At 63.6% G+C, this 18,211-nt stretch carries 18 protein-coding genes; 7 read left to right on the top strand and 11 right to left on the bottom strand.

Going from position 1 to position 18,211, the window contains the following annotated elements; translation table 11 throughout:
• A partial coding sequence (locus tag J0I79_RS22020; RefSeq protein WP_292863883.1) for a ThiF family adenylyltransferase occupies positions 1-539 on the top strand: 539 nt, incomplete at its 5' end.
• A gap of 2 nt (positions 540-541) precedes the next feature.
• Positions 542-1,027 (top strand): GNAT family N-acetyltransferase, encoded by a 486-nt coding sequence (locus J0I79_RS22015; RefSeq protein WP_292863880.1) that lies wholly within the window; start codon positions 542-544, stop codon positions 1,025-1,027.
• A gap of 29 nt (positions 1,028-1,056) precedes the next feature.
• On the opposite strand, the gene J0I79_RS22010 is transcribed toward J0I79_RS22015, so the two are convergent.
• Positions 1,057-2,058, bottom strand: coding sequence for a D-glycerate dehydrogenase (locus tag J0I79_RS22010; protein WP_292863877.1), 1,002 nt, complete (start codon positions 2,056-2,058; stop codon positions 1,057-1,059).
• A 148-nt stretch (positions 2,059-2,206) separates the two neighbouring features.
• Between J0I79_RS22010 and J0I79_RS22005 the strand changes: the two genes are divergently transcribed.
• Positions 2,207-2,767, top strand: a complete 561-nt coding sequence (locus J0I79_RS22005; protein ID WP_292863874.1) for an SH3 domain-containing protein — start codon at positions 2,207-2,209, stop codon at positions 2,765-2,767.
• Between the two features lie 48 nt (positions 2,768-2,815).
• On the opposite strand, the gene J0I79_RS22000 is transcribed toward J0I79_RS22005, so the two are convergent.
• Both J0I79_RS22000 and irrA read right to left on the bottom strand, forming a co-directional pair.
• Positions 2,816-3,175, bottom strand: a complete 360-nt coding sequence (locus J0I79_RS22000; RefSeq protein WP_292863872.1) for a DUF4260 domain-containing protein — start codon at positions 3,173-3,175, stop codon at positions 2,816-2,818.
• 10 nt (positions 3,176-3,185) lie between these two features.
• Entirely contained in the window at positions 3,186-3,617 is a 432-nt protein-coding gene (irrA, locus tag J0I79_RS21995; RefSeq protein WP_292863892.1) for an iron response transcriptional regulator IrrA, read from the bottom strand.
• A gap of 242 nt (positions 3,618-3,859) precedes the next feature.
• Here irrA and fabA point away from each other — a divergent pair, with 242 nt between their 5' ends.
• The 4 genes from fabA (at position 3,860) to J0I79_RS21975 (ending at position 8,187) form a co-directional block, all read left to right on the top strand.
• The gene (gene fabA / locus J0I79_RS21990) at positions 3,860-4,378 is read left to right on the top strand and encodes a 3-hydroxyacyl-[acyl-carrier-protein] dehydratase FabA (RefSeq protein ID WP_137929425.1); all 519 of its coding nucleotides are present in this window, start codon (positions 3,860-3,862) and stop codon (positions 4,376-4,378) included.
• A gap of 49 nt (positions 4,379-4,427) precedes the next feature.
• Entirely contained in the window at positions 4,428-5,648 is a 1,221-nt protein-coding gene (gene fabB / locus J0I79_RS21985; protein ID WP_292863869.1) for a beta-ketoacyl-ACP synthase I, read from the top strand.
• 30 nt (positions 5,649-5,678) lie between these two features.
• A complete protein-coding gene (fabI, locus tag J0I79_RS21980) occupies positions 5,679-6,491 on the top strand; it encodes an enoyl-ACP reductase FabI (RefSeq protein ID WP_292863867.1) in 813 nt (270 codons plus the stop codon).
• 151 nt (positions 6,492-6,642) lie between these two features.
• Positions 6,643-8,187 carry a bifunctional diguanylate cyclase/phosphodiesterase gene (locus J0I79_RS21975; protein ID WP_292863865.1) on the top strand — a complete coding sequence of 515 codons (1,545 nt, stop codon included), beginning with the start codon at positions 6,643-6,645 and terminating at the stop codon, positions 8,185-8,187.
• Between the two features lie 21 nt (positions 8,188-8,208).
• Here the strand turns inward: J0I79_RS21975 and J0I79_RS21970 are convergent, their stop codons facing one another.
• The 8 genes from J0I79_RS21970 to J0I79_RS21935 form a co-directional block, all read right to left on the bottom strand.
• Positions 8,209-9,222 (bottom strand): class I SAM-dependent methyltransferase, encoded by a 1,014-nt coding sequence (locus J0I79_RS21970; RefSeq protein WP_292863863.1) that lies wholly within the window; start codon positions 9,220-9,222, stop codon positions 8,209-8,211.
• Positions 9,223-9,289: 67 nt separating this feature from the next.
• The gene (gene pnp / locus J0I79_RS21965; RefSeq protein WP_292863861.1) at positions 9,290-11,440 is read right to left on the bottom strand and encodes a polyribonucleotide nucleotidyltransferase; all 2,151 of its coding nucleotides are present in this window, start codon (positions 11,438-11,440) and stop codon (positions 9,290-9,292) included.
• Between the two features lie 410 nt (positions 11,441-11,850).
• The gene (gene rpsO, locus J0I79_RS21960) at positions 11,851-12,225 is read right to left on the bottom strand and encodes a 30S ribosomal protein S15 (protein WP_292863859.1); all 375 of its coding nucleotides are present in this window, start codon (positions 12,223-12,225) and stop codon (positions 11,851-11,853) included.
• 78 nt (positions 12,226-12,303) lie between these two features.
• Positions 12,304-13,398 carry a magnesium/cobalt transporter CorA gene (corA, locus tag J0I79_RS21955; protein WP_292863857.1) on the bottom strand — a complete coding sequence of 365 codons (1,095 nt, stop codon included), beginning with the start codon at positions 13,396-13,398 and terminating at the stop codon, positions 12,304-12,306.
• Between the two features lie 45 nt (positions 13,399-13,443).
• Positions 13,444-14,421: a tRNA pseudouridine(55) synthase TruB gene (gene truB / locus J0I79_RS21950; protein WP_292863855.1), complete on the bottom strand. Its 978-nt coding sequence runs from the start codon at positions 14,419-14,421 to the stop codon at positions 13,444-13,446.
• Complete coding sequence (gene rbfA, locus J0I79_RS21945) at positions 14,421-14,831, bottom strand: 30S ribosome-binding factor RbfA (RefSeq protein WP_292863853.1); 411 nt, start codon at positions 14,829-14,831, stop codon at positions 14,421-14,423. The genes truB and rbfA overlap by 1 nt, the downstream gene beginning before the upstream one ends.
• Positions 14,832-14,955: 124 nt before the next feature.
• Positions 14,956-17,556: a translation initiation factor IF-2 gene (gene infB, locus J0I79_RS21940; protein ID WP_292863851.1), complete on the bottom strand. Its 2,601-nt coding sequence runs from the start codon at positions 17,554-17,556 to the stop codon at positions 14,956-14,958.
• Positions 17,553-18,203: an RNA-binding protein gene (locus J0I79_RS21935; protein WP_292863889.1), complete on the bottom strand. Its 651-nt coding sequence runs from the start codon at positions 18,201-18,203 to the stop codon at positions 17,553-17,555. Before J0I79_RS21935 ends, infB begins: the two co-directional genes overlap by 4 nt.
• Positions 18,204-18,211 lie beyond the last annotated feature (8 nt).

Raw genomic sequence — 18,211 nt, 5'->3', positions numbered from 1 at the left:
TGCAGCGGCAGGTCATTCACGGCACCGACAGTATCGGAATGCTGAAGACAGACAGCGCCAGGACGACAATCGCGCGCATCAATCCTAATGTCGCGGTGGAAACCCAGGCATTCAGGCTGACTTCGGACAATGCCGCTGCCCTTGTTGCGCGCTACGACGTCGTGGTCGACGGGTCCGACAATTTCGACACGCGCTATGTCGTTGCGGACGCCTGCGCGGTCGAGCGGAAACCGCTGGTGCATGCGGCCGTCGGGCGTTTCGACGGCTCGGTGACCGTTCTCAAGCCATTCGAGACGGGCGGGGACGGCAAGCCGAACCCGGGCTACCGCGACCTTTTCCCGGAAGCGCCGCCGCCGGGCCTGGTGCCTTCCTGTGCCGAAGCGGGCGTGCTTGGCGCGCTGACCGGCGTCATCGGCACACTGCAGGCGATGGAGGCGATCAAGCTGATCACCGGCATCGGCGAGCCGCTGATCGGCAGGCTGCTGCTCTACGATGCGCTCGCCGCGCGCTTCGAAACCATCCGCTACAAGAGACGCTGATCTTGGAACGGTCCGATGTCTCGATCGCAGGGATTCCGGCCGATTTCAGCCGCTGGGATGAGGTGCTTGCCCTGATCATGCGGGCCTTCGCCTTCATGGACGGCGTCATCGACCCGCCGTCCTCGGCTCACCTGCTGACCGTCGATGCGCTGCGCGCCAAGGCCCGGCGGGAGACCGGTTTCCTGGCATTCGACGGCGACAGGATCGTAGGCTGCGTCTTTGCCCTCGAACGGACTGATGACGTCTATATCGGCAAGCTCGCCGTTGCTCCCGACAGCCAGGGCCAGGGCATTGGCCGCAAGTTGATGCGGGCGGTCGAAATTCTTGCGCTCAGCCGCGGCAGGGCGGTGCTGGAACTCGAGACCCGCATCGAGCTTACCGCAAATCATGCCGCCTTTGCCCGCCTCGGCTTTCACGAGACGGACCGGACAGCGCATGAGGGCTACGTCAGCCCAACGTCCATTACCATGCGCAAGACTATTTCGTAAGTTTTTGCTTACGCCCTAGATCACGGGCATCAGGTTCTGAGTGGCAGCACACGGTCAGGGGGACGGTGGCCGTCGACGAAGGCCCTGATATTGATGATGACCTTCTCGCCCATGTCGATGCGGCCTTCGAGGGTGGCCGAGCCCATATGCGGCAGAAGCACGACCTTGTTTCTGGCGGCGAGCTTGAGGAGCTTGCCGTTCAGCGCCGGCTCATGCTCGTAGACGTCGAGGCCGGCGCCTGCGATCTTGCCGTCCTGGATCAGCTTGACCAGCGCCTCTTCGTCGATGATGTCGCCGCGCGCGGTGTTGACGACATAGGACGTAGGCTGAAGCAATGCCAGCCGCCGCGCCGACAGAAGATGGAAGGTGGCGGGGGTCGACGGACAATTAACCGAGATGATGTCCATGCGGGCCAGCATCTGGTCGAGGCTCTCCCAATAGGTCGCTTCCAGCCCGTCCTCGACAGCCGGCAGCACGCGATGCCGGTTGTGATAGTGGATGGAAAGGCCGAAGGCCTTGGCGCGGCGGGCGACGGCGGTGCCGATGCGGCCCATGCCGACAATGCCCAGCCGCTTGCCCCAGATGCGCCGGCCAAGCATCCAGGTCGGCGACCAGCCGGCCCATTTCTTGTCGCCGGTAAGCACGTTGGCGCCTTCCGCCAGACGGCGCGGCACCGCCAGCATCAGCGCCATGGTCATGTCGGCGGTGTCTTCGGTGAGCACGTTGGGCGTGTTGGTGACGGTGATGCCCTTCTTGGCCGCGGCCGCGACGTCGATCTTGTCGACGCCATTGCCGAAATTGGCGATCAGTTTGAGATTGTCGCCGGCCTGAGCGATGAGTGCTGCATCGATCTGATCGGTAACGGTCGGCACCAGGACGTCGGCTTCCTTGACCGCGGCGACAAGCTCCGGCTGCGTCATCGGCCTGTCCTCGACATTCAGCCTCGCGTCGAAAAGCTCGCGCATGCGGGTCTCGACCGGGTCGGGCAGCTTTCGCGTGATGACCACGAGAGGCTTCTTTTTGCCTGCCATTGTTTCCCTCGTTGAGACCTCTTTAACCAAGAGCGGCGAAACTGAAAGCCGGTCGCGGTAGCCGAATTACCCATGTAACAAGCGGTGCCGCCGAAGACAAAGAAAAAGGGGCGCCGCAGCCATCGGGCCGGCGTCGAAAGGAACGAAAGTGTCTGGTTTCGCGTCGCTTCGCCTGAGCCTCAGCGCGGCATTTCTTGGCGCTCTCCTTTATTCTCCGCTTGCCGGCGCGCAGAGCGCGGCCGCGCCCGCCCAGGGCGTCGTCACGCTCGGACCGAGCGGGCTGCCGCTGCCGCGATTCGTCAGCCTGAAGCCGGCGCGCGTCAACTCGCGCGTCGGTCCCGGCGCCAACTACTCCGTCAACTGGATGTATGTGAAGGCCGGCCTGCCGATGGAGGTCATCCAGGAATTCGACACGTGGCGCCGCGTCCGCGATGCGGACGGTTCGGAAGGCTGGATCAACCAGTCGATGCTTTCAGGCCGGCGCACCGCCATCGTCGCTCCCTGGCAGCGCGGCAAGGGCGGCCAGATCAATCTCATGAAAAGCCCGGACAAGGACTCCAGGGTCGTGGCGATCATCGAGCCGGGCGTGATGGGCACGATCAAGGCCTGCGACGGCCAGTGGTGCGAAATGACGCTCGACGGCCATACCGGCTGGCTCGCCCAGTCGACGGTCTGGGGCGCTTATCCCGGCGAGCGGGTCAAGGACTGATTCCCTGCCCGCCCCGGACCGTTCGAGCCAGGGCTTGGCGATTGCGGGTCAACGGCCGATGCGGCCGAGATGGGTATCCTGGAAGCCGGTCGACAGTTTGAGGCCATAGCCCAGCGCGCGGTCGACGGCGATGTGCGCGATCCAGATCAATGCGACAGCGATGGCGGCCGCGTTGCCGGACAGATGGCCGAGAAGCAACAGCAGCACCGGCACGATCAGGATGTGCAGGGCATTGTAGGCAATGGCGCCGATGCGCGGCCCGGCGAGGTATCCAAACATCGACAGGTCCGGCGCAAGGATCAGCAAGGCGAACAGCCACCACGACACGCCGACAGAACTGTAGAAGACGATAGCAGCGGCAGCCAGGACTGCCCATTCGATCCGGACTATCCAGCCGAGGGGTTTCATGCCCCTGCGGCTATTCCTGGCGCTTGGGGCGCAGCCTCACGACGATATCGACATTGGCGATTTCCATCCCCTCGGGCGGATCCGGCAGGTTGGTAACCGTGACCGGGCCATTGGCGATGTCGAAAATCCGATTCTCGCCTTCGATGTAGAAATGGTGGTGGTCGGACGTGTTGGTGTCGAAATAAGTTTTGGCGCCCTCGACGGCGAGAATGCGCAGCAGCCCCGCCTGGGTGAACTGGTGAAGCGCGTTGTAGACGGTGGCGAGCGATACCGGCACGCCGGCGGCCAGCGCCTCCTCGTGCAGTTCCTCAGCCGACAAATGGCGGTCGCCCTTGGCAAAAAGCAGGTCGGCAAGCGCGATGCGCTGACGCGTCGGCCTCAGGCCGGCGTCACGTACACGCTTGTCCACAGCGACATTTTCCTTCCGGCAGCCCCGGTCCATCTGGTCGTCCAAGCTCACAGTTCCGCCTCAAGACACGCCCAGAATGGCAAAAAGATGAATGTCTGCCGAAACCGGACCCCTCCTGACATATATTCTGTCGACCGAATGCGATCAATAGCGCGCATTGACCCCGGCAGACTGGCGGGTTAAGCGCAAACGCCGGTTTCCGGCCTGAAACAGATTGTGTTAGGACACCAACGACAAGGGCGCGCTACCGCCCGGGACGATATGGGGAAAGATTGATGGCGGGTTCGAAATCCAGCTACGACTATGACGAATTGCTGGCCTGCGCCCGCGGCGAGCTGTTCGGAGAGGGTAATGCACAGTTGCCCTATCCGCCGATGCTGATGTTCGACCGGATCACCGAGATCAGCGAGACGGGCGGCGCCTTCGACAAGGGTTTCATCCGCGCCGAGTTCGACATCAAGCCGGACCTGTGGTTCTTTGCCTGCCATTTCATCGGCAACCCGATCATGCCGGGGTGTCTGGGCCTCGACGCCTTGTGGCAATTGACCGGCTTCTATCTCGGCTGGCTCGGCGAACCGGGCAAGGGCATGGCGCTGTCGACCGGCGAGGTCAAGTTCAAGGGCATGGTGACGCCGTCGGTGAAGAAGGTCGAGTATGGCGTGGATTTCAAGCGCGTGATGCGCGGCCGCTTGGTGCTGGGCATCGCCGACGGCTGGATGAAGGCCGATGGCGAGCCCATATATGCGGCGACGGACCTGAAGGTCGGTCTGTCCAAGCAGTCGGCGGTCGCTTGACCGCAGCCCTGGCCGGCCCGTTGGCCAGTATTCCTGGAAGGAGTTGCGAATGAGACGTGTCGTAGTCACTGGCCTCGGCATCGTGTCGTCGATCGGCAACAATGCCAACGAGGTGCAGACCTCGTTGCACGACGCCAGATCCGGCATCAGCTTTTCCGATTCCTTTGCCGAGCATGGCTTCCGATGCCAGGTCTGGGGCGCGCCGACGCTCGACCCGACGCCGATGATCGACCGCCGCGCCATGCGCTTCCTCTCGCAGGGCGCCGCGTGGAACCATGTCGCCATGGACCAGGCGATCGCCGATGCCGGCCTTGCCGAAAGCGACGTCACCAATGAGCGCACGGGCATCGTGATGGGCTCGGGCGGTCCATCCACCCGCACCATCGTGGAAGCGGCCGAAACCACGCTGAAAAACAACAGCCCCAAACGCATCGGCCCGTTCGCGGTGCCGAAGGCAATGTCCTCGACCGCCTCGGCGACGCTTGCCACCTGGTTCAAGATCCACGGCGTCAACTATTCGATCTCCTCGGCCTGCTCGACCTCGGCGCATTGCATCGGCAATGGCTATGAGCTGATCCAGTGGGGCAAGCAGGACATCGTGTTCGCCGGCGGCCATGAGGATCTCGACTGGACGATGTCGGACCTGTTCGACGCCATGGGCGCCATGTCGTCGAAATACAATGACAAGGCATCGACCGCTTCACGCGCATACGACGCCAGTCGCGACGGCTTCGTCATTGCCGGAGGCGCCGGCGTGCTGGTGCTGGAAGAGCTGGAACATGCCAAGGCGCGCGGCGCCAAGATCTACGCCGAGATCGTCGGCTACGGCGCGACGTCGGACGGCTACGACATGGTTGCGCCGTCGGGCGAAGGCGCTATCCGCTGCATGCGTCAGGCGCTGTCCACGGTGTCCACGCCGGTCGACTACATCAACACCCACGGCACATCCACCCCGGTGGGCGATTCCAAGGAAATGGGCGCCATCCGCGAAGTGTTCGGCGAGAAGATGCCGTTCATCACCTCGACCAAGTCGCTGACCGGCCATTCGCTGGGCGCGGCGGGCGTGCAGGAATCCATCTATTCGATCCTGATGATGCAAGGCGGCTTCATCGGCGAAAGCGCCCATATCGAGACGCTCGACCCCGAGTTCGAAGGCATGCCGATCGTGCGCAAGCGCATCGACAACGCCAAGATCGACACGGTGCTGTCGAATTCCTTCGGTTTCGGCGGCACCAACGCAACGCTCGTTTTCCAGCGCTACTCCGCATAAGGCCAACTTTTTACACAAGGATTACCGGCCATGGACGGATTGATGAAGGGCAAGCGCGGGCTTGTCATGGGTGTTGCCAACGACCATTCCATTGCCTGGGGCATCGCCAAGAAATTGTCCGAGCACGGGGCTGAACTGGCCTTCAGTTACCAAGGCGAAGCCTTCGGCCGGCGGGTCAAGCCGCTCGCCGACAAGCTTGGCGCCTCGCTGGTCGTTCCCTGCGATGTCGAGGACAGCGCTTCGGTGGCCGCCACGTTCGAGACGCTGGGCAAGGCCTGGGGCGGGCTGGACTTCGTCGTCCATGCGATCGGGTTCTCCGACAAGAACGAGCTGAAAGGCCTTTACGCCGACACCAGCCGGGACAATTTCATCCGCACAATGGTGATCTCCTGCTATTCCTTCACGGAGGTCACCCGCAACGCGGCGCCTTTGATGAGGGATGGCGGCTCGATCATCACGCTGACCTATGCCGGTTCGGTTCGAGTCATGCCGAACTACAATGTCATGGGCGTCGCCAAGGCCGGGCTGGAGGCCAGCGTGCGCTACCTCGCCAACGACTACGGTCCGCGCGGCATCAGGGTGAACGGCATTTCGGCGGGACCGGTGCGCACCCTTGCCGGCGCCGGTATTTCCGACGCCCGCCACATGTTCTCCTACCAGCAGCGCAACTCGCCGCTGCGCCGCACCGTGACCATCGACGAGGTCGGCGGCTCAGCACTTTATCTGCTCTCCGATCTTGCCTCCGGCGTCACTGGCGAAATCCACTATGTCGATTCCGGCTATCACATCGTTTCGATGCCGGCCCTCGAGGAGTTGAAGCAGACGGATGGCGCTCGCGACTGAGGAGGCGCGCGCGCCGGGATGCCGCTGGGGAAGCAGGCGGCAGGTTCTTTCCAGTAAAGAAATAATCCTCTCCAGTAAAATTGGATGCATTCGCGGAAACTCATTTTAAGAAGATTTCCGCTATAGAGTCCCGCAATCTGGGGACCCTTACATGCCTGCCGTCAGCAATCCGAAGCGAACGCCAGTGTTCCGACTGCTCACGATAGCGAGTTCGGGCATTGGCAGCTTCGTGCTTGGCCTCTGGGGGCGCAAACAGGGCCTCGGGGACGGGTTTGGCGGCATACCGGCCGACATGATGGTCGCGATCATGGCCGCGCTTTGCGCGCTGGCGGCGTCGGTGGCGGCCATGTCCTTCTTCGCCGGCGTCGATGAGTCCGCCGATTTCGTCTTCAAGGAAACCCATTTCGACAAGCTGACCGGGCTGCTGGCGCGCCCGGCAATGGTCGGCAAGATCGCCGAGGCCGCGTGCGCGACAAGCCGTACGGGGGAACCGGTGTTCCTGATCGACATCGACATCGACCGGTTCAAGCAGATCAACGACGCGATCGGCTACAGCCAGGGCGACGAACTCATCCGGACATTCACCAAGCGCCTGCAAGCCTGCGTGCCCGAGCGCGCGACGATCGGCCGTATCGGGGCCGGCGAGTTCGCGGTGCTGTTGCCGGACCACCAGATCCACGGAACGCTGGAAAGCATGGTCGAAAGGCTCATCGACGAGATGATGGAGCCTTATGAACTCAGCAGCCATCAGCAGTCGGTGAGCCTTTCGGTGGGCATCGTGGCAATGCCGAAGGACGGCATCGATCCGGTGCTCATCTTGCGCCGCTCCAACCTGGCGCTGCAGAACGCGCGCGCCAGCGGGGTCGGCAACTGGTCGGTCTTCGACAGCGAGATGGGGCGCGTGGCCGACCATCGCCAGTGGGTCGAATCGGAATTGCACACCGCCTTCGAGCGGGGCGACTTCGACCTCCATTATCAGCCGCAACTCGATCTGCCGACCGGCCGTATCGTCGGCTACGAGGCGCTGATCCGCTGGAAGCACCCGGAGCGCGGCATGATCCCTCCCATGGAGTTCATCCAGATCGCCGAGGAAACCGGCATGATCAACCCGATCGGCGAATGGGTGCTGCGCAAGGCCTGCAGCGACGCCCGCCATCTGCCCGACGACTGCTTCGTCGCCGTCAACATTTCGCCGGTGCAGTTCATGACCAAGGATTTCGTCGGCATTGTCCGCGACACGATGCGGACCACCGGCATCAAGCCGTCACGGCTGGAGCTGGAAGTGACCGAGACGGCGATGATGCAGGATCGCGACCGCGCTGCCGCCATCCTCAAGGAACTGGCCGAGATGGGCATCTCGGTCGCTGTCGATGATTTCGGCACCGGCTATTCGAACCTCAGCTACCTCATCGATTTCTCGTTCGGCAAGCTCAAGATCGATCGTTCTTTCGTCAGCCGCATCGATACCGATTCCAGCTCCGGCGCGGTCGTCTCGACCATTGTCGGGCTCTCGCGGGCCTTGGGGGTCAGCATCATTGCCGAAGGTGTCGAGACCGAAAGCCAGGCGACGCTGCTCAGGGCCGCCGGCTGCGAAGTCGTGCAGGGCTATCTGTTCGGCCGCCCGGCGCCGCTGAAGATCAGGGTTGCCGAAGAGCCCGCCGCCCAGGACTTGCGGCGCGTCGCCAACCTGCATTGAGGCCCCTCTTCACGCGAAACCTCAGCGCCGCGCGACAAACAGCTTGAACATGCCATCGCGGGCAATCTCCGCGTGGCTGGAGAAGGCAGCCGCCAGCACCGCTTCATAGGGAAGCTGGCGGTTGGCGACCATGAACAGCCGGCCCCCGGGCTTCAAGGCCCTGGCGGCGGCACGGATCATGCCGGCGCCGATCTCAGGTTCGGCCGCCCGGCTGCGATGGAAGGGCGGGTTCATGACGATCGCGTCGTAGCGGCGTTCAATCGTCTCGCTCAGCAGATCGATCCAGAAGAAGCCAGGGGCGACGGCCGTCTCGCCGATATTGGCCTTTGCAGCTTCCAGCGATGCGAAGTCCGCCTCGTAGAGATCGAGCCCCGACAGGCCGGGAAAGCGCGCCGCGACCTCGCCTGCCAGATAGCCCCAGCCCGCGCAGAAATCGGCTATGCCGCCACGCAGGTCGCCGGGCAGGTTCTCGACCAGCAGCTTCGAGCCGGCATCGACCTTGTCGAATGAGAACATGCCGGGTGCGGTGTGAAAGCGGCCATCGACCAGCAAACCAGGATTGGCGGCACGCAGTCTTTCCGCGATGGCCGAATCGACCGGGCCGCGAAACCAGAAGGCCGTGCCATGGTATTTCGGCAAATGGCCGTCGAGCGGCACAAGTTCGTCGATACGCTTGCGCAAGCTGGCGATGCCGTCGTCCTTGCCGCCGGCAACGACGATCAACCCGCCTGGGATCACACGCTCCAGGGCCTCGGCGATGCGCAACTCGTTCTGACCCCGGTGGCGGCCGGCAAGCACCAGCGCGCCATCAAAGGCATCTCCTTGCGGTTGCGGCGAGACCGCAAAGCCCGCCGTCCGCAAGGCGCGGAAATGCGGCCGGAAACCCTGCACCAGATGCAGCGCGGGCTCGAAACCAGGCGGCAGGCGCAGGCCCGGCTCGGCACCGAGGAAAATGATGCGCTCATCCTTGCGCGGCAAGGCCAGCGCCTCGGCCTCGAATGGATGAAAAAGCGTCTTCAGCGCCTCGGCGGACATTGCCTGTTCTCCAAACAAAACGGGCGCGACATAAGCCGCGCCCGTTCGAATTTCACTGTCAGGCCGATCAGGCGGCGTCTTCCTCGCCTTCCGGCTTCTTCTTCTCCTGAACGATTTCCTTGCCGGTGGCCTGGTCGACGACCTTCATCGACAGGCGGACCTTGCCGCGCTCGTCGAAGCCCATCAGCTTGACCCAGACCTTGTCGCCTTCCTTGACGACGTCGGAGGTCTTGGCGACGCGCTCATTGGCGAGCTGCGAGATGTGGACGAGGCCGTCACGCGGACCGAAGAAGTTGACGAAGGCGCCGAAGTCGGCGGTCTTGACGACCGTGCCTTCGTAGATCTCGCCGACTTCCGGCTCGGCGACGATGGTGTGGATCCACTTCTTCGCCGCCTCGATCTCCTTGGCGTTCGAGGAAGCGATCTTGACCGTGCCGTCGTCCTCGATGTTGATCTTGGCGCCGGTCTTCTCGACGATCTCGCGGATCACCTTGCCACCGGAGCCGATGACGTCGCGGATCTTGTCGGTCGGGATGTGCATGACCTCGATGCGCGGCGCGAACTCGCCGAGTTCGGCGCGGGCGCCGGACAGAGCGTGGGCCATTTCACCGAGGATATGCAGGCGACCATCCTTGGCCTGGCCGAGGGCGATCTGCATGATCTCCTCGGTGATGCCGTCGATCTTGATGTCCATCTGCAGCGAGGTGACGCCGTTGGCGGTGCCGGCGACCTTGAAGTCCATGTCGCCGAGATGATCCTCGTCACCCAGGATGTCGGAGAGCACGGCGAAGCGCTCGCCTTCCTTGATCAGGCCCATGGCAATGCCGGCGACCGGCTTGGCCAGCGGCACGCCGGCATCCATCAGCGCCAGCGAGGTGCCGCAGACGGTAGCCATCGAAGACGAACCGTTGGACTCGGTGATCTCCGAGACGACGCGCAGCGTGTAGGGGAACTGGTCAGCGGAGGGCAGCATCGGGCGGATGGCGCGCCAGGCGAGCTTGCCGTGGCCGATTTCGCGGCGGCCCGGCGAACCCATGCGGCCGGTCTCACCGACGGAGTAGGGCGGGAAGTTGTAGTGAAGGAGGAACTTCTCCTTGTACATGCCGGTCAGCGAATCGACGAACTGCTCGTCCTCGCCGGTGCCCAGCGTGGCAACGACCAGCGCCTGGGTCTCGCCGCGGGTGAACAGCGCCGAACCGTGGGTGCGCGGCAGGACGCCGACTTCGGAAACGATCTTGCGGACCGTCTTCAGGTCACGGCCGTCGATGCGCGAGCCGGTGTCGAGGATGTTCCAGCGAACGACCTTGGCCTGGAGTTCCTTGAACACCGAACCGATCTGCTCCGAAGCATACTTGGCTTCCTCGCCTTCGGCCGGAGCAAACGCGGCCTTGACCTTGGCCTTGACGGCGTCGACCGCGGCGTAGCGCTTCTGCTTGTCGACATTCTTGTAGGCGTCGCGCAACTCGTCGCCGACGATCTTGAGCATCTCGCCTTCGAGCTCGGAGTAGTCCGGAGCGGTGAAGTCGCGCGGGTCCTTGGCGGCGACTTCGGCCAGCTTGATGATGGCTTCGATGACCGGCTGGAAACCCTTCTGGCCGAACATGACGGCGCCGAGCATCAGCTCTTCGGAGAGTTCCTTGGCCTCGGATTCGACCATCAGCACGGCGTCGGTGGTGCCGGCGACGACGAGGTCGAGCTTGGATTCCTCCATCTCGTCGATATGCGGGTTGAGCACGTATTCGCCGTTGATGTAGCCGACGCGGGCGCCGCCGATCGGGCCCATGAACGGAACGCCCGACAGTGTCAGCGCGGCCGAGGTGGCGACGATCGACAGGATGTCCGGGTCATTCTCGAGGTCGTGCTGGACGACGGTGACGACGATCTGGGTGTCGTTCTTGTAGCCGTCGGCGAAAAGCGGACGGATCGGACGGTCGATGAGGCGGGAAACCAGCGTTTCCTTCTCGCTCGGACGGCCTTCGCGCTTGAAGTAGCCGCCCGGGATCTTGCCGGCGGCATAGGTCTTTTCCTGGTAATTGACGGTCAGCGGAAAGAAATCGAGGCCGGGCTTGGGCTCCTTCATCGAAACGACGGTGGCGAGCACCACGGTCTCGCCATAGGTGGCGAGCACAGCGCCGTCAGCCTGGCGCGCGATCTTGCCGGTTTCGAGGATGAGCGGGCGGCCGCCCCATTCGATTTCCACTTTGTGTTGATTGAACATGTCTTGTCCTTTGTATGGGGAAGGGCCGCGCCGTCTCAGCGTGCGCGGGTACCCCTTCCCTTGGCTTCCTTTCTCGGGCAGCCACGGGCAAGACAACGGGAAGCTCGGGATTCATCGGCGCGGTGGCCAAACGAGCGTCCTGCAATCCTGCCCCATGACCGTCCATGGGTGGCTTCGAGTGGCCCTCTGCGCGCTCGAAGCCGGATATGGCCAGTCGATCGACCGGCCTGCGCATGACCCCGAAAACCACGGCTTGCGGAACGCGTCATGCGCAAATTCAACGTTTCGGAGCGTCCGTCCGGCACCCAGACGGTGTGCGCGGCGCTCCAGTCCTGCATTCGGAACCGGATTGGTCCGGTGCCCGAATGCGCGACCGGCGGACTCCGTGAAGGAGCCCGCCGGTCAATTCGTCAACGGCGCAGACCGAGCTTCTCGATCAGTGTCTGGTAGCGCGCGTCGTCCTTGCGCTTGAGATAATCAAGCAGGCTGCGGCGCTGGGACACGAGAGCGAGCAGACCACGGCGGGAATGGTTATCCTTCTTGTGGTCCTTGAAGTGATCGGTCAGGTTCTTGATGCGCTCGGAAAGGATGGCCACCTGGACTTCCGGAGAACCGGTATCGCCCTTGGCGGTAGCGAATTCGCCCATCAATTCCTTCTTGCGCTCGGCAGTAATCGACATCGTGCTTTTCCTTATCTGTTTGAGGAAACGGGTCGCCCTCAGCCGGGATGTCGTCCAGCAGGGGCCGGTGCAGGCAAAGCGTCGAGGCGCTATGCTGCGGCGCATATAGTGCAATTCCCCGCAAAACACCAGCCCAATTCACCAAGCCGGCTTTTCAGGCCAGAACGGCAAGTTCTGGGCCCGTCAAAGCCATTTCTTCCATTTGAAGAAGGCAATCAGCCCGATCGCGATGACAGCCATGAACAGAAGCGATGCCGGGTAGCCATAGTAGGCCTTCAGCTCCGGCATGTTCCATGGCGAGGATTCGTGGTCGAAGTTCATGCCCCAGACGCCGACAAGGAAGGTCAGCGGCATGAAGATGACCGATACAATGGTCAAGTAGCTGATCACGTCGTTGGTGCGCGCCTGGCTGAGCGACAGATGCATTTCGATCAGGCCGGTCAGCATGTCGCGCTGGGTTTCCACCAGTTCGATCAGCCGCAGCGAATGATCGAGCGTGTCGTTGAGGAAGACCTTGGTTTCGGCTCTGACATAGGGCGCGTCGTTGCGGATCAGCGTCGCCAGCGCATCGCGCATCGGCCACAGCACGCCCTTCAGCACATTGGCGTCGCGCCGCAATTCGTGCAGCTGCCGCATCTGGTGCTTGTGGGGAGAGTGCAGCATCTGGTCCTCGATGCTGTCGACCAGTTCGCCGGCCGCCTCGATCGGCGGGAAATAGCTGTCGACGATGGCGTCTATCAGCGCATAGGCCAGATAGTCGGCGCCACGGGTGCGCAGTCGGTTGGGAGCGGAACTCTCGATGCGCTTGCGCACCGGATCGAACGGATCGCCCTCGCGCTCCTGGAAGGTGACGACAAAGTTTTCCCCGAGGAACAGGGCGATCTGTTCGTAGCGGTGTGAGGTCACATCGTCGATCATGCGCACGACGACGAAGGCGTGATCCTCGAAGAAATCGACCTTCGGCCGCTGGCCGGTGTTGACGACATCCTCCAGCGCCAGCGGATGCAGGCTGAAGATGCGGCCGATCTGCTCGATCAGCGCGATGTTGGCCAGGCCGGTGCAGTCGAGCCAGATGACGGGCCATTTACTGCAATTGGCCTCGACATCGTCGATGCTGGCATTGTCGATGGTCTTGAATTTCTGCGGCGAGATCAGGGTCAGCCGCAATTCGGAGCGCCGCGCGGCCGGATCGGCGATCAGCGTACCGGGCGAAGCACCGACCGGCGGTCGCCGCGTTTTCACCGGCGCTCGCTTTTTCACCGCCTCGGCCTTGGCCATGTGCCCCCTCGAAAACAGAGTCCAAGCGACGTTAGACGAGAGCGGTCAGCCGGCAAAGACCCGCTTGGGCTTGAACATGCCCTGTTCGATGGCGCCGATGGCGACCAGCTTGCCACGCGCGGTGGCACAGGCCTCCTCGGCTTCGACCGGCGCGTCGCGGCCGCGGATGATGACCGGATTGCCGAGGCGGATCCTGGTCGCGGCATCATCGCTGATGGCGACCTGCGGCAGGCAATCGAGGGCCGCAGACGTATCGACGACAAACGCGTCGATCGCTCCGAAATCGACAGGGGCTTCCGGAGCGTCGCCGTCATCCGCCGTCGCCGACTTATCCTCCCCCTTGTCGCCAAAGCGCGCAGCTTCCAGTTCGGCAATGGTGACGAAATCGTCCGAGGTGAAAGGCTCGACCTCGACCCTGCGCAGTTCGGAAATATGCCCGAAACAGCCGAGGTCGCGGCCCATGTCGCGGGCGAGCGAGCGCACATAGGTGCCCTTGCCGCATTCGACTTCGAAAACCGTATGGTCAGCGCCATGCTCGACGATGTCGAGCCGGCCGATTTCGATCTCGCGCGCCGGAATGTCGACCGTTTCGCCGTCACGGGCAAGATCATAGGCGCGCTCGCCCGCGATCTTGATGGCTGAGAATTGCGGCGGCGTCTGCATGATGACGCCGGTGTATTTCGGCAGCAGCGCCTTTACCTCGGCCTCGGAAGGACGCCTGTCGGATTCCTTCGTCACCGGCCCTTCGAGGTCGTCGGTCGAGCGCTCCTGCCCCCAGGCCACGGCAAAGCGATAGATCTTGGCACCGTCCTGCACGTAAGGCACGGTCTTGGTCGCCTCGCCCAGCGCGATCGGCAGCATGCCGGACGCCAGCGGGTCGAGCGTGCCGGCATGACCGGCCTTTTCCGCCTGGAACAGCCATTTGATCTTGGAGACGGCTTCGGTCGAGCCCATGCCGACCGGCTTGTCCAGCACCACCCAGCCGGAGACCGGCCGGCCCTTCTTCTTGCCGCGGCGCGCCATTATTCTTCTTCCTTGTTGTCGTCGCCATCGAGATCGCGCGCCACTTCGGGCGACTTCAGGAGATCGTTGATCCTGGCGAAATTGTCGAAAGACGTGTCCAGCCGGAAGCGGAATTCCGGCATGTACTTCATCTGCCTGAGCGCGCCGGAGACGCGGCCGCGGACGAATTTCGCATGCTTGTTGAGCGCCTCGATAACCGCGCCGGCATCCTTTGCGCCGAGCGGAGACACAAAGGCCGTGGCGATCTTGAGGTCGGGCGACATGCGCACTTCCGAGACCGAGACGACGGCATTTTCGATGACGGGATCGATGATCTCGCCGCGCTGAAGTGTTTCGGACAAGGCATGGCGCACCTGCTCGCCGACGCGCAGCATGCGCTGGGATGGGCCTGATGTGGTGGAACGGGGCATCTTCTCAATCCTGAAAGCGTGGGGCACGGGATAGAACCATGCCGCATGTCTCAAACAATCATTCTCAAACGGCTTTGGGCGGTGGTCTTGCGACCACCGCCCGAGACCGAAAAGTCACTCGAACTCAGAGCGTCCGGGTCACCATCTCGACGCGGAAGCACTCGATGACGTCGCCGACGCGCATGTCTTCGTAGTTCTGGAAGGCCATGCCGCACTCCTGGCCGCCCGGGACTTCCGAGACTTCGTCCTTGAAGCGCTTCAGGGTCTTCAGCGTGCCTTCGTGGATGACGACGTTGTCGCGGATCAGGCGCACGCCCGCACCGCGCTCGACCTTGCCTTCGGTGACGCGGCAGCCGGCGATCTTGCCGACCTTCGAGATATCGAAGATCTCGAGGATCTCGGCATTGCCGATGAAGGTCTCGCGACGCTCCGGCGACAACAGGCCCGACAGAGCCGCTTTCACGTCATCCACGAGGTTGTAGATGATCGAGTAGTAGCGGATCTCGATGCCTGCGGCGACGGCCGCGGTCCGCGCCTGCGCGTTGGCACGGACGTTGAAGCCGATGATGGCCGCGCCCGAGGTTTCCGCCAGCGAAACATCGCTTTCGGTGATGGCGCCGGCGCCGGCATGGACGATGCGCGCACGCACCTCGTCGGTGCCGAGCTTTTCGAGAGCCGCACTGATCGCCTCGATCGAACCCTGCACGTCGCCCTTGATGACCAACGGGAATTCCTTCAGGCCGCTCGTCTGCAACTGCGACATCATCTGTTCGAGCGAGCCGCGCTGGCCGGCATGTCGGGCCACCGCCTTCTCGCGCGCCAGACGCTGGCGATACTCGGTGATCTCGCGGGCGCGGGCCTCGTTGTTGACCACGGCGAAGCGGTCACCTGCCTGCGGCGTGCCCTGAAGGCCGAGCACCTCGACCGGCATCGCCGGCGGCGCTTCCTTGATCTGCTCGCCGCGATCGTTGACCAAGGCGCGCACGCGACCCCACTCGTTGCCGGCAACGAGGATGTCGCCAGGCATCAGCGTGCCGGTCTGCACCAGCACGGTGGCGACGGGACCACGGCCCCTGTCGAGCTGCGCTTCGATGACGACGCCTTCGGCGGTACGGTCCGGATTGGCCTTCAGGTCGAGGATTTCGGCCTGCAGCAGGATCGCTTCGAGCAGCTTGTCGAGATTGGTGCCCTTGGTCGCCGAGACTTCGACATCGAGCACTTCACCGCCCATCGATTCGACGAACACTTCGTGACGCAGCAGTTCCGAGCGGACCTTCTGCGGATCGGCGCCGTGCTTGTCGATCTTGTTGATGGCCACGATGATCGGAACGTTGGCGGCCTTGGCATGGCTGATCGATTCGATCGTCTGCGGCATCACGCTGTCGTCGGCCGCCACCACCAGAATGGCAATGTCGGTGGCTTGGGCGCCGCGGGCGCGCATCGCCGTGAAGGCGGCGTGGCCGGGCGTGTCGATGAAGGTGATCTTCTGACCGTTCTTCTCGACCTGATAGGCGCCGATATGCTGGGTGATGCCGCCGGCCTCGCCGGAAACGACATTGGCATTGCGGATCGCATCGAGCAGCGAGGTCTTGCCGTGGTCGACGTGGCCCATGATCGTGACCACCGGCGGACGCGACACGAGATCTTCCGGGCGGTCGGCGATGTTGAACAGGCCTTCCTCGATGTCGGATTCGGCAACGCGGCGGACCGTGTGACCGAACTCGGTGGCAACCAGTTCGGCCGTGTCGGCATCGATGACATCGCCCGGCTTCAGGATCTGGCCCTGCTTCATGAAGAATTTGACCACATCCACCGCACGCTCGGACATGCGCTGTGCGAGTTCTTGGATGGTGATGGTCTCCGGAATGATCACTTCGCGCATGACTTTCTCGCGCGGCTCATTGTGCATCGCGCGCTTGAATTTTTCCTGGCGGCGGCGCATCGACGACAGCGAGCGGGCGCGCGCGTCGTCATCCGACAGCGCGGAGTTCAGCGTCAGCTTGCCGCGGCGGCGGTCTTCCTCGCCCTTGGTCGGCTTGGCCGGACGCGCCACTTCGGGCGTGACCAGGCGGCGCACCGGCGAGCCAGCGCCGGCACCGGGGCCACCACTGCTCGTACGCCTCGGCTTGACCTCTTCCTCGTCGTCGGGAGTCGCCAGTTCGGCGGCCTGCGGCGCACGGCGGCGTGCCTCTTCCTCGGCGCGACGGCGCGATTCCGCCTCGGTCTGCAGACGGGCTTCTTCCTCGGCCTGACGGCGCGCGGATTCATCACGCTCGCGCTTGCGGCGCTCTTCATCCTCGGCACGGCGCTTGGCCTCTTCGGCGGCGCGCTGACGGTCCTCGACCTCGCGGGCCTTGGAGCCTTCGAGCGCCCTGCGGCGCGCTTCCATCTCGCTGCGCGACAGTTCGTTCAACACCATGCCGCTGCGTTCAACTGGCGGCGGCGGAGGAGGCGGAGGCGGCGCCTTGGGCGCTTCCTGCTGCTGCACGACGGGTGCGGCGACAACCGCGGGCTTCGGCGTGAACACGGGCGCGGCCACCGGCTCCGGCTTGTCGCCGGGCATGGAGAACTTGCGCTTCTTGATCTCGACCTGGACCTGCTTGGTGCGGCCATGCGAGAAATTCTGGCGCACGACGCCCTGTTCGGTACCGGGGCGCTTCAGCGTCAAGGTCTTCTTCGGCGTAACGCTCAACGTCTTGTCGTCGCCCGATTTCGTATCGCTCATTCCATATCCTCTGCGGCCTCATCTTCATCAGCAACGGCCGCAAGCATTGCCAGATCGTCCGGGGTACCGCCCCGATATCGGTCGAGCGCAACGATGCGCTTCTCAACCGCCCTACCCGCGTCTCCCGCGAGGACGGCAGCATGTATCACATTTGTACCCCCCAATGCCAAGCTCAACTCGGCCTCGGAGAAAAGTTTGTAGGCAAGGATGGAAGGACCGCCGATATGGACGGTCGCCCGCCGCGCCTGGCTGATCTTGCGCACCCCGTCGTCGGACGCTTCGGTTGCGTGAAGCACGAAAAGCGCCAGGCCGCCACGCACCGCGCTCTCGACCTTGGTGGCTCCGAGCGCGATGGCGCCCGCCTTGCGGGCAAGTCCCAGCATACCCAGAGCAGATTTGGAAAGCAGCCCGTCGACCATGCCGCCCAAATCCGGCGGCACCGCGACCTGTGCCTTGAAGGCGCGGGCAAAAAGGTTCTTGGCCGCCGCCTTATCGATATGTAGGCGGTCGGCAGTCACCCAGCAACCACGGCCGGGCAGATTTCTCTTGAGATCGGGAACGACGGCCGAATCCGGGCCGACGACGAACCGGATCAGTTCATCCGGTTCGGCCTGCCTGCGGGTGACGATGCAGGTGCGATCGTTCATCTCGTCCA

Source organism: Mesorhizobium sp. (genome assembly GCF_017306585.1).
GTDB lineage: Bacteria > Pseudomonadota > Alphaproteobacteria > Rhizobiales > Rhizobiaceae > Mesorhizobium.
The sequence above is the reverse complement of the archived record's forward strand: the minus strand, read 5'-3'. Positions and strand labels throughout refer to the sequence as shown.